Source organism: Zavarzinella sp. (assembly GCA_041399155.1).
Lineage (GTDB): Bacteria > Planctomycetota > Planctomycetia > Gemmatales > Gemmataceae > JAWKTI01.
Map to the genome: position 1 here is coordinate 269,672 of JAWKTI010000005.1, position 12,616 is coordinate 282,287.

Annotated in this window: 9 protein-coding genes; 6 read left to right on the plus strand and 3 right to left on the minus strand. The window is 50.8% G+C overall.

The genetic code is table 11. From position 1 onward, the window contains the following. Positions 1-85: 85 nt before the first annotated feature. The 6 genes from R3B84_21565 (at position 86) to R3B84_21590 (ending at position 9,199) form a co-directional block, all read left to right on the plus strand. Positions 86-631 (plus strand): transglutaminase N-terminal domain-containing protein, encoded by a 546-nt coding sequence (locus tag R3B84_21565; GenBank protein ID MEZ6143161.1) that lies wholly within the window; start codon positions 86-88, stop codon positions 629-631. After that, positions 591-3,398 (plus strand): transglutaminase family protein, encoded by a 2,808-nt coding sequence (locus R3B84_21570; GenBank protein ID MEZ6143162.1) that lies wholly within the window; start codon positions 591-593, stop codon positions 3,396-3,398. The genes R3B84_21565 and R3B84_21570 overlap by 41 nt, the downstream gene beginning before the upstream one ends. A 56-nt stretch (positions 3,399-3,454) precedes the next feature. Next, positions 3,455-4,483 (plus strand): hypothetical protein, encoded by a 1,029-nt coding sequence (locus tag R3B84_21575; GenBank protein ID MEZ6143163.1) that lies wholly within the window; start codon positions 3,455-3,457, stop codon positions 4,481-4,483. Between the two features lie 195 nt (positions 4,484-4,678). Beyond that, positions 4,679-5,446, plus strand: a complete 768-nt coding sequence (locus tag R3B84_21580) for a DEAD/DEAH box helicase (protein ID MEZ6143164.1) — start codon at positions 4,679-4,681, stop codon at positions 5,444-5,446. Then, on the plus strand, positions 5,404-7,086 hold the full coding sequence (locus R3B84_21585) for a hypothetical protein (GenBank protein MEZ6143165.1): 1,683 nt from the start codon (positions 5,404-5,406) through the stop codon (positions 7,084-7,086). Before R3B84_21580 ends, R3B84_21585 begins: the two co-directional genes overlap by 43 nt. Positions 7,087-7,177: 91 nt before the next feature. Beyond that, positions 7,178-9,199: a PQQ-dependent sugar dehydrogenase gene (locus R3B84_21590; protein MEZ6143166.1), complete on the plus strand. Its 2,022-nt coding sequence runs from the start codon at positions 7,178-7,180 to the stop codon at positions 9,197-9,199. A 328-nt stretch (positions 9,200-9,527) separates the two neighbouring features. Here R3B84_21590 and R3B84_21595 read toward each other — a convergent pair whose 3' ends face one another. From R3B84_21595 to R3B84_21605, 3 genes are all read right to left on the minus strand, one after another. After that, entirely contained in the window at positions 9,528-10,490 is a 963-nt protein-coding gene (locus R3B84_21595; protein ID MEZ6143167.1) for a transposase, read from the minus strand. Further along, positions 10,408-10,773, minus strand: a complete 366-nt coding sequence (locus R3B84_21600) for a hypothetical protein (protein ID MEZ6143168.1) — start codon at positions 10,771-10,773, stop codon at positions 10,408-10,410. Before R3B84_21600 ends, R3B84_21595 begins: the two co-directional genes overlap by 83 nt. A gap of 301 nt (positions 10,774-11,074) precedes the next feature. Further along, positions 11,075-12,607 carry a permease gene (locus R3B84_21605; GenBank protein ID MEZ6143169.1) on the minus strand — a complete coding sequence of 511 codons (1,533 nt, stop codon included), beginning with the start codon at positions 12,605-12,607 and terminating at the stop codon, positions 11,075-11,077. Positions 12,608-12,616 lie beyond the last annotated feature (9 nt).

Sequence of the window (12,616 nt, forward strand, 5' to 3'; positions counted from 1 at the left end):
TCACCGCTCCAGAAACGATCACCTGTCCTTTACATTGTACATTAATCGGGTAGCATTTGCCGACTACCGTGGGAGCTTATCGTTCATGAGTATGCTGGTTGCACTTCATCACGTTACGCACTATTCCTACGATCGGTCGATTAAACTCGAGCCGCAGACCATTCGTTTACGCCCCGCCCCACATACTCGCTCCCAAATCCAATCATATTCTTTGAAAATTCTGCCCAAAAAGCATTTCATCAACTGGCAACAGGACCCATTTGGCAATTATCTTGCCAGAACTGTGTTTCCCAGCACCACCTCGGAATTTCGTGTGGAAGTGGATCTGGTTACCGAAATTCGCCCATTTAATCCTTTCGATTTTTTTCTTGAAAAAGAATGTCAGCAGTTTCCATTTCCTTACCACCCCGAACTGCGGGAAGAGTTAGCCCCCTATCTGGAAATCAAAGAACGTGGGCCGTTACTGACCAGTTTTGTCAGTGAAATCCCCACGGTGGGGATGGATACCATCTCGTTTCTGGTGGAATTGAACAAAAAAGTCTACGCCACCCTGCAATATCTGATCCGGCTGGAGCCAGGCGTGCAAAGTTGTGAGGAGATCTCTCACAAATCGCAGTGGGTCGTGCCGTGATACCGCCTGGTTGATGTGCCAGATTCTCCGCCACCTGGGTCTGGCGAGTCGGTTTGTTTCCGGTTACCTAATTCAATTGAAGCAGGATGTGGAATCGCTCGACGGGCCATCCGGTGCGGCAGAAGATTTTACCGACCTGCACGCCTGGACCGAAGTCTATCTCCCAGGTGCGGGCTGGGTGGGGCTCGATGGCACATCCGGTTTATTTGCAGGTGAAGGCCACCTGCCACTGTGCTGCACGCCGAACTTCAGCAGTGCTGCACCGATCACAGGTGCGTTGGAGTTCTGCAACAGCACCATGCGGCACGAAATGAAAGTCACCCGCATTCTGGAGGATCGGCGAGTCACCAAGCCCTATTCCGAATCGGAATGGGCAGCCATTGACGCACTGGGCAACCAGGTCGACCAGCACCTGATTCTGGAAAATATCGAACTGACGATGGGTGGGGAGCCAACATTCGTATCATTAGACGATCGTTCTGGTGTCGAATGGAATTTTGCCGCACTGGGCGAAAAAAAGAAAGAATTAGGCAAAGAGATGCTCTTTCGCCTGAAAAATAACTTCAGTTCCGGTGGTTTACTGCATTTTACGCAGGGGAAGTGGTATCCAGGCGAAATCCTGCCACGCTGGGCGTTCAATTGTTTCTGGCGACGTGATGGCCAGCCGATCTGGAACGATGAAAAACTTTTTGCTGATCCGGACGATTCCCACCAGCACCCACGGGAACTGGGGGAGAAATTCTTAAAGCGGCTTGCAGAAAAATTAGGTATACCTGGTTCGTATGTCCTTGCAGCACAGGAAGATACGCCATATTACCTCTGGAAAGAGCAACGCCTGCCAAAATCCGGCGACTGGTACAATGTCGACACATTTGAAAAAACGGAACGTCTGCGATTACAAAAACTGTTAGAAGACAATCTGAATGTTCCTACTGGTTTTGTGCTCCCACTGCACCACTCGCCCGTGAAAAAACGCTGGATCAGTAATAAGTGGGAGTTCCGCAGTGGACACTTAGTTCTCATACCGGGCGATTCTCCAATTGGTCTACGGTTACCACTGAATCAGTTGCCGGATGTGGAAGCCAGTGCCAGTGAGAGAATTGCTGAACGCAGCCCGTACGATCAGAACGCCCCCTTGCCCACGTGGGCCGAATTGTGTGAGCGGATTCAAACCCGAAAAACGGTCAGTGACCAGTCGTTTGCCAGTGACCCGTCCGGTTTATTTGTCAGTGCGATCTGTGCCCAGATTCACCGTGGGACGTTACACCTGTTTTTCCCACCCATCCCGCTGATTGAACATGCTCTGGAATTGCTGGCAGCTATTGAACTGGTTGCAGCAGAGCTGAAAACACCCATTGTGATTCAGGGTTATCCCCCACCACGCGATTTGCGGCTAAACCAATTCAGTGTGACACCTGATCCCGGAGTGCTGGAAATCAACATTCAGCCAGCAGCCGATTGGAAAGAACTGAAAACAATCACCAGCACGGTCTATGGCGAAGCACGTCAGGCCCGTCTGACCACAGAAAAATTCCTGCTGGACGGCCGCCGAGTGGGCACTGGTGGGGGAAACCACATCGTTGTGGGTGCCAGCATTCCAGAAAAAAGCCCTTTTCTACGCCGACCAGACCTTCTGCGTAGTATGGTGACCTTCTGGCAGCACCACCCAGCACTGTCTTACCTGTTTTCTTCCATGTATATCGGGCCCACCAGTCAGGCACCACGGATTGATGAAGCCCGCCATGATGCCCTGCACGAACTGGAAGTGGCATTTCGCCAGATTCCCTCGCAGGTGAAGCACAGCAAGAATGAAAATACCCGCGATGCGATCTCTCCCTGGCTGGTCGACCGTATTTTTCGCAATGTACTGGTAGACCTGACCGGCAACACCCACCGTGCGGAATTTTGCATCGACAAACTCTACAGCCCCGATGGCCAAAGCGGGCGTCTAGGCTTACTGGAACTGCGTGGCTTTGAAATGCCGCCCCACCCACAAATGAGTCTGGTGCAGAATCTGATGATTCGCGCCCTGATCTGCACCTTCTGGCAGAAACCGTACGAACATCGCCTGATTCACTGGGGCACGGAACTGCACGACCGCTTTATGCTGCCCCACTTTCTGTGGCAGGATATGCAGGATATTACCTACTTCCTGAATCAGCACGGTTATGCGTTCCAGACGAGTTGGTTTGAGCCTTTCCTCGATTTCCGTTTTCCGTTGTATGGCACCACCAGTATTGGGGAAATGCAGTTGGAATTGCGAATGGCATTGGAACCATGGCCAGTGCTCGGGGAAGAAATGTCTGCAGGTGGGGTCAGTCGGGCAGTCGATTCTTCGGTTGAACGCCTGCAGGTGAAGGTGCGAGGTTTAATTCCTTCCCACCATATTGTGACCTGTAACGGTTATCAACTGCCCATGCGTCAGACCGCTGAAAAAGATGTTGCTGTTGCTGGCCTTCGCTACAAAGCGTGGGCACCACCTTCATGTATGCATCCCACCATTGGCGTGCACACCCCGTTGGTGTTTGACATCGTGGATGCCCGCTTTCAGAAATCTCTGGGTGGCTGCACCTACCACGTGATGCACCCAGGTGGGAGAAGTTATGAGACGATGCCAGTCAATGAAAGCGAAGCAGACGGTCGCCTGATGTCGCGTTTTCAGGCACTTGGCCACACTCCAGGCTCAATCCTGATTCCGGAAGCAGAAACAAACCCAGATTTCCCATACACCCTGGATCTACGTCGCTTTCCCGTCAAAAAGTGGTAGGAAACACGTTTCTTAATTCGGTACCACTTTGAATCCACTAGAGGTAAGGACTTCGGATGCCTTTGGATACCACCATAAGAGTTCGTGAATTGAACGATGATGTTGTTCCCACGAAACGTGGGAAACCACTCACGAAAAAACTCCTGATGTGGGTGCGACGTGGCCACATGTATTTTGGCCTGTTCCTCTTTCCGTGGGCAATACTCTACGGCATCACTGCTTTCCTGTTTAATCACCCCACAGTCTGGTCAGATCAACCGACATTTTCGTATTCTTCTGATGCAACCGTGGGCACTGCTCTGGAAAAGCCGGTTTCGCCGCAAGATATTGCCCAGCAAGTAGTTGCAAAAATTAATGAGAATCAGCAGCCTGCCACACCGTACCGATTAGTGGGGGAGGCCAAATTTCGCGGACGTGCCTTCGCGTTTGCCACTGTGAAAACGGAAACCACCACCATTAACGTGCTGTACGATGCCAAAAACGGTGGCGGCACCGTGCGAATGACAACCACCCCAAATCAGGTGGAACCCGATCCTGCCCCATTTGCCACCGATAACGCAACCCCTGCCGCCCCAAATAACACCACTGGGCCTGGAAGTCTGACATCTAATTCTGGAATTCTGCTGAAAAATCCTCTGACCAAAAAATTCGAATCTGCCGTACCAGCCATCCTGAAGCATGTGAATCTGCCCACAACGGGCACGGTGACAGTGACTTCGGTGCCAGAAGTGGAATTTTCGATAGATGATGGCTCCCGCACCTGGCAGGCCACCTACAACATCAGCACGGGTGCGGTGCGTGGCGTGGCAACGGATCAGGCACCCAAAACCGAAATCAGTTGGCGACGTTTTGTCCTGCGACTTCACACCACCCACGGCTATCCGGGTGAAGTGAACCAGAACTGGTTCTGGGCGTTGCTGGTCGATGCGATGGCCTTTACCATGTGCTTCTGGGGCTTCTCGGGCCTGTTGATGTGGTGGCAGATCAAGTCGACCCGCAAACTGGGTGCCATGATTCTGCTGTTCAGCACTTTGATTGCCAGCTCGCTGGGCTACCTGATGCACGTCGCACTGACCAGCACCTGAAACAGGTCTATCAGGCAGGATTTCTGAGGAAAATCTCATATTCTTCCCCATTTCAGGTGGGGAGGACCAACTTGAATACAATCAGTAATATTCTGAAACAACAGTTTTTTGTTGTGGAATCGCGTTGAACGTTGGCCCGTGGGGATCGTTCGAAACTTTCGCGATTCTCGACGATCACACGCGGAGCGATGCGTTTTGACTGTACTTAGCCGCGATGAAATCGCTACCAGATATCTGGAACAATTACCCTACGCACCCTACCCGGTGCAGGAAGAAGCCCTGCTGGCCTGGTTTACCAATGATCAGGGGGTGCTGGTTTGTGCCCCCACAGGTACGGGAAAGACGCTGATTGCTCAGGCGGTGCTGTTTGAGGCCCTACATACTGGCCAGCGTGCCTACTATACCACCCCACTGATTGCGTTGACCGATCAGAAATTTCACGAAATACAGGATGCTGCAGAACGGTGGGGCTTTTCCCGCGACGATGTGGGGCTGGTGACTGGCAATCGCAAGGTGAACCCCGATGCCAAAGTGCTGATTGTGGTGGCTGAAATTCTGATGAATCGGCTTCTACTGGCGGAAGGCAATGTTGAAGCGACCGCCGTGGTGATGGATGAGTTCCACAGTTTTGCCGATCCGGAACGGGGCATTGTCTGGGAATTATCGCTTTCCATGTTGCCAAAGACCTGCCGATTGATGCTGCTTTCCGCCACCGTGGGCAATGCGGCCGAATTTTTGAACTGGCTGGATCAGTCCCACGGCAAGAAGCTGGAACTGGTGGAAAGCACCGAACGCAAAATCCCCCTGACCTATCAGTTTGTGGAAGATCAGTTTCTGGGTGAATTTCTGGTGGATGCCAGCAAAGGCACCGATGAAACCCGCAAAACACCTGCACTGGTGTTCTGTTTTAACCGTGATGAATGCTGGAGCGTCGCGGAACTTCTGAAGGCATGGACATTCTGATTTCCGAAAACAAGCAACAACTGATTGAGGAATTAAACAAATACCACTGGCCCAATGGTGTTGGGCCGAAACTGAAGCAGATTCTTCGCCGTGGCATTGGTGTGCACCATGCGGGCCTGTTGCCGTTTTATCGGCGCGCAGTGGAAGACCTGTTTGAGAAAAAACTGCTCAGTGTGGCTGTCTGTACCGAAACATTGGCTGCCGGGATCAATTTACCCGCACGTTCGGTGGTATTGAAAAGTCTGATGAAAGGCCCCCTGGGCAAAGAACAACTGATCGATCCCAGTTCCGCCCAGCAAATCTTTGGACGTGCGGGTCGGCCCCAGTTCGATTCGCAGGGATTTGTGTTTGCAGTTGCCCACGAAGATGATGTGCGGCTGTTACGCTGGAAACGCCAGTATGATCAGATACCGGAAAACACCAAAGATCCCGGCCTGCTGAAAAAGAAAAAAGATCTCAAGCGGAAAAAGCCAGATCGCAATTCGCTGCGACAATACTGGAATGCCGCCCACTTTGAAAAACTGCGTACTTCCCCACCTGGCAGGTTATACAGCAAAGGACCGTTGCCTTGGCGGATGCTGGCCTACCTGCTGGGCTTGTCTGCTGAGGTGTCCCGCATCCGCACCTTCATCCGTAAGCGCATGCTCGATCAGCCACGGATTGCAGCGGGCGAGAAGGTGATGGACCAGATGTTGATCACACTCCATGAAGGTGGGTATGTAGAACTGAGCCCCACCCCAGTGAAGGATGAGGCGGGGAAGTACCCTGCGGATTTCCGAGCAGAAATTGCCAAACCCACCGAAAAAATGGCCCACCTGGAGCCGTTCCATGGTGTGCACCCACTTTATGGAGCTTTCCTGGTGCAACTGCTGGGTAAAGCCAGTTGGGAAGAACGGGTGCAGGCACTGGAAAGTGTGCTGGGATTTCCCAAAAACCTGCTGAAGTTTACCCGCCCGAAAGAGGTATCGCCTGGCCCACTGGAAACCGAAGTGGTGCGGCCAATTCTGGAACAGGCAGGCCTGATTTCAACCAAATCTGCTGAACAGGATCAGGAACCCGCTCACGATGAAGAAGCCGAAGAACGCTTTGAAACCGTGGAGCGCCGCCGCAAGCAGTTTGAACGCCCACCGGAACCGGAATATGAACCCTGGTTTGCAGAAAAACTGCAAATGCTTTATGGCTTGCAGCAACCGGAAGTTTCCGACTTAAACGTGCTGCCCGTCTGGTGTGCGGGGGAATTGCTACAGACCTATGGAGGTAATTTCCATCTATATGTGCGTGCGAAGGATTTGATTCGTCAGGAGGGGATCGTTTTCCGGCATCTGCTGCGACTGATTCTGTTATGCGAAGAATTTGCCCAGGTTACCCCACCGGAGACCACGTTTGATGAATGGCGTGGGTTTCTGGCGGATGTGGCAATCCGCCTGACTGATACCTGCCGCAGTATTGACCCCACCAGTGCAGAAGAGGTTATTCAACGCGCCAAGGCCGCAGATGATGTTGCAGGCAAAAAACTCGTCCACCTGCTGCCCGATACATTGTCGGAGATCCCGCATACGGTTAAGGAAACAGCCGAGATCCCACCTGCACCCGAATGGAACATGGACGATTTTGCCGAAGGGCTGTTCGATGAAGAGTGAACAGTTCAACAAACTGTGAAAAGCCAAAATTGCCTCTCGAAAATCCAAATCGTTTCTGGTAACATCAAGCCACTAACTTTGAGGAATTTCCATGTTGAGAAGGATGTTGGCCACCGCACTGGTGGTGGGTGCAATGGGGCAAGGAATTCATGCCGCACCTGAATTATTATTGCAAGGCCTGAAAAATCCCGAATCGGTCGTCATTGCCTTTGGTGGCAAAGTGCTGGTTTCTGAAATTGGCGAGTTCGACAAGGATGGGGATGGTCGCATTGTTGAAGTGGTCGACGGCAAAGCCACCACCTTTGTGGGTGAACTGAATGACCCCAAAGGGATTACCACCTGGAAAGATTCGCTGTATGTGACCGACAAGACAGTCGTTTACAAAGTGAATGCCAAAGGACAGAAGACCGTTTTTGCTGCTGCGAAGGCGTTTCCCACCGCACCGAAGTTTCTGAACGATGTGGTGGCTGATCCAGAAACCGGCATGATTTACGTCAGCGATTCGGGCGATCTGAAAGGCACCGGGGGTGCTGTATACCGCATCGATCAGAAAGGGAAAGTAACCCTGGTGATCGATCAGAAGCTATATGCCGCACTGAACACCCCCAACGGTTTGGCGCTGGATGGCAAAAATCACCTGTTAATGGGCGATTTTGGTACCGGCATCCTGTACCGAATTGGCCTGAACGACAAAAAAGTAACCAAAATTGCCGAAGGCTTTGGTGGCACGGACGCGGTCAACTGGGATTACTACGGTCGCCTGTTTTTAAGCGACTACAAAGGTGGCAAAATCTTTGGCATTTTCCGCCCTGGCATGAAACCAGTGTTGGTGGCAGAGGGTTTTCAGGCTGCTGCCGATATCTGTATCGATCATGAAAAAAACCGCATTCTCGTTCCTGATATGAAAGCGGGTACCCTGTCGAGTATTCCTGCACAAATTCCCGGTAATGTGATTGATGAATCCCCACTGAAGGTGGGGCAGGAAGTCGCCTTTCCCAACATCAAATGGAGTGGCTGGAAAGGGGAAACCGATGATGGCAAGCTGAACCCACAGCGGCCGATTGTGCTGACGCACGCGGGGGATGGCACCAATCGTATTTTCATGGCCACAGAACATGGTGTGATCCATGTATTTCCCAACAAGAGCGATGTGAAAGAAAGCACCGTTTTTCTGGATATGCAGTCGATTGTCACCTACATCGATAAGCAGAACGAAGAAGGGCTGCTCGGATTGGCTTTCCACCCGAAATACAAAGAAAATGGCGAATTTTTTGTCTTTTACACCACCAAGTCCGCACCGCTCACGAATGTTCTCTCCCGCTTCCGTGTGAACAAAAACAATCCCAATCAGGCAGATCTGGCCTCGGAAGAGGTGCTGCTGACCTTCAAAAAGCCATTCTGGAACCACAACGGTGGGACAATCTGCTTCGGGCCAGACGGCTACCTGTATGTTACCCACGGTGATGGTGGAAAGGCGGACGATCCGTTTGAAAATGGCCAGAACCTGAAGTCCTTACTGGGTAAGGTGTTACGGATCGACGTCGACAGCAAATCTGATGGCAAACCCTATGGGATTCCCAAAGACAACCCCTTCGTGGGGCGTGCGGATGCCCTACCGGAAATTTTTGCCTTCGGTTTGCGGAATATCTGGCGGATGTCGTTCGACCGCACCACGGGCAAACTGTGGGCAGGTGATGTGGGCCAGAATCTTTATGAAGAAATTAACATTATTACCAAAGGTGGCAACTACGGCTGGAATCGGCGGGAAGGTGTGCACCCGTTTGGAGCCAAAGGTGTTGATGCGAACAAGCAGATGACCGATCCAATCTGGGAATACCACCACGACCTCGGGAAATCGATCACCGGCGGCATTGTTTACCGTGGAAAGGCACTGCCAGAACTGGTGGGGCATTACATCTATGTGGATTATGTAACGGGCAAACTCTGGGCACTGAAGTACGATGACATGACGAACAAAGTCGTTGCCAACCGATTGCTGAGCGAAAACATCACCACAGTACTCTCATTTGGTGAAGATGAACAGGGTGAATTGTATCTGCTGCTCCCCACCCCCACCGGAAAAGGAATCCTCCGCCTGACCAGCAAAAAGTAGTACCTTTGAGGCAGCTAAAACCTTAACTGGGCTAAGTTGGCGGGTAACATTGTTTTCATTTGAACCTGGTATATTTGGTTCGTCAGCGCCAAGATTTCCATGCCATTTCTTCAGGCACGAAGTGCCGTCTAATCGTAGCCCGGTCCGTGAGGGCCATTGATGTGAAGGTCTTGGACATCATTTTTTTGCTCGCTTCATCACCCTAAAGACTGAATCGTGGCAAGTTGTCTGTTTCAGTTTTTGGGGTTTTGGATTTGGAATTTTTGTAGGATCTGTACGCCCTACTTTGCTTTTTGCCCACTTCTTTTTCCACAGATTGCCCAATAATTCAGTTAGTCTTTCTAATATCCCCACTTCTTGTTTGATCCCTTGAAGCAGCATCTGCACATCGCGTTCGAAGCAATCGCGTTGCGGCCATCACCTCATCTCGGATATCTCGCCAGAGCATTTCGCCAGATACTTCATCTATTTTCTTTCCGTTTCCGACCGAAATATGCCATTTGATTGCTTCTGTAATGTTAAATAAAATGAGGCAAAGCGATGCTTGTATTAAACCAGCCTCTGGACTGGTACCTATCAAGTGACGCAACTGAAACACTTTTGTAATCGTCGCGTATACACGCTCAATATCCCAACGATAGCGATATATCTCTGCGATGTCGTCTGCAGGGTATCGTTTCGAATCGGTCAGGTCTGTTAGTAGTTGTATCTGCACTTTATCGCGGATAATGCTCAGTCGGCGTACTGCGATCAATTTCGTATTCTTTTGACTTGTGATCCAGCCATGTTCTTCGATAAGTTTTCGGCCATATCGGTCTTTGCCAATTCTCGCTGGTTTTTCCGGATCTTGAATAAATTGGGTAATGCTTGCAACTCGTAAAACAAAATGGCACCCGTCATCCTTGATCATTGCAATATGCTTGTAGAAACCATAGCATCGATCCGCCACAATTAATTTCTCGCCGCAATGGTCTTTCAGCTGTTGCAAAAGTGGAGCTAACAAGCGTGTTTCACTTGCTTCTCCATCCAATTCCGAAGCCATTTCCATTACCAGACCAGTACTCAGATTCACTGCAACAAGTGCTTTCCTCCAAGCAATTTTGATGCATTTTGCTTGCTTATTCTTAAAGGAAGAAGGCCGCATCGTATGCTTAATTACTTTGCCATCAACGGCGACAACAGTAAGTTTGCAAAGAGATTTTGGTAATTTAGAAGTCATTTTTCTTGGCAAAAGCTTTGAAATAGCCCGATAGGAATGCGAAAGGAGCCCCGCCCCAACCTCTGGCGGCATATGCTAATTTGTCATAAAACGCTTTGAGCGATGTAGGCAATTCACCGTTTTCAGATGCATCGATCAGACGAGCCCTGGCAGAGTGATCGGGAGAAATCAGTGAATCTCGCAACAATTGGAAAAATGAAGAGAATGTCAAAATACGAGTGTAGGTGCGTCCACGATTTGATTGATAGATCGCTTCAAGCGTATTATTTTGGAAAATGTCATCAAGCATGAGGAAAGCGGCTTCGGCTAAAGGTAGGCGTGATAAAGCCTCTGAAGCGAATGAATTTGAAGTCATCTGTCAATCCTTGACAAAACATAAAACCTTACTCTTAAAGAACTTAGCCAAATCCTCCCAGCAGTTCAAGACCTTCACACCAATGGTCCGTGAGGGCCGGGGAAATGAAACCACAAATTTTTGGCCTGTAAGGCCGTCTGACATCGTAATTCACACTTTTTTGAAAACAGCATTTGCCTTACTTGCCTGATTCACGGAAAAATCAAATTCCCAGCACTCACGGACTGGGCGAAAACTTGATGGCACTTCGTGCCTGAAGAGTAAGCTCCGGGAGTAATTCTTGAAATGATTCGTCCTCGTCTTACTTCATAAACAGATCACGGAAGGTCCGATGTTTTTCTTCTAACTGGGGCAGGAACTTCATTCCAGTGGCGTGATCCTGGGCAATCATCGCATCGCGGATCTCTTCAAGCACATCGCGAAGTTCCTGGGTAGCGGCTGATTGATCTTCGCGCAGACTGCCTGTTCGTAAAAACACACCTACCTGCATCTTGCGGGAGAGCAGATCCCATTGTTCCAGCTGGCGGATCGCTTCCTGGTAGTTCTTCACACGGACAGCAGTCACCGCATCGGCTCGGGCACTTCTAATTTCTTCCATCGCCTGCTTTTTATCCGGATAGTAAATGAACAGTGCGACGCCACTGAATGCAATCAGTACCAGTAATGCCACAAAACCCAGCACCGGGCCGGGTACTTTCCGATTCCAGACGGAAACCTGCTGATTCTCCTTCAGTGGGGCACTTTTCAGCAACCACTGATCCAGCCTGTCAGTGCGATCGGACCCTAATAATCCTGCACCTAATAATGCGAAGAAAGCGATCCCACCCAGAGCCAACGGTTCCAGCACTTCCACTTTTTCCATCGCTTTGTCGTAAACGGTGGCACCCTGAACGTTAGTTCCTTCTGGAAATGGGCTGGTCCATTCATCAAATGCGTGGGTGTGGCTGGCTTCCTCATTTGCAAAATAGAGCGGCTTTTCCATCGCATACGCAGATACCAGCACCACGGCGACGATGCACAATAGCCAAATACTGATGCGCCGAACGCCATAACTGACGACCAGCCAAGCAATTAAGCCAAGATTGCACCCCACCACCGATTCGAAAAGGACAAAGGAGGCTCCCACGGAATTGCCATGTTCAAACATCAGGCCGATTCTCATCATGCCGGGCAGCACACCGGAGTAGATGGGCAAGCCCAGCCCCATCATCAACAGTGGGGAAAATGGATCATCGTGCCGCATCGTTCGTCCCATCTGACCGTGGGGAATCCCACCGGCAATCGCTCCAGTCAGCAGGATTGCCACCAGCATATACAAAGCAGAAGAACTGACGGTAATTCGGGCTGCGGTTACCAGCACAATCCCCAATCTTTTCAACCCAGGTGGGGGAAGTGGTTCATCGTCAATGACCTGTTCATCGTCTTTGAAGCACCATTTCCATAGTTGTCCGCCGAACACCGCAATGGCCATTGTGGCGGCCACAAAAACCAGAATCACAATGGGTTCGGACAGCGTGAGCCCATAGAGAAACGACAGCGGATTAAGCTGCGGTGCGGCCAGAATGAATGATAATACCGTCGCGGGTGGCACACCAGAACGCCGAAGTTCCCGTGCCACGGGAATGACCCCCAGGGCACAAATTGGTAACAGAGAGCCGATCACCCATGCTCGCAATAATCCCTTGATGCCACTCCCACCGAATAGTTTACGGGTGGCCGCCTGGCCTAACATTCTTCTCATGATTGCGGCAATCAGGATGCCCGTAAAAATCGTCGAAGAACTCTCAATTGCAGTCTGTGCAGTTCGAAGAACAACACTCCAGAAAATATCCATGAATCAGCT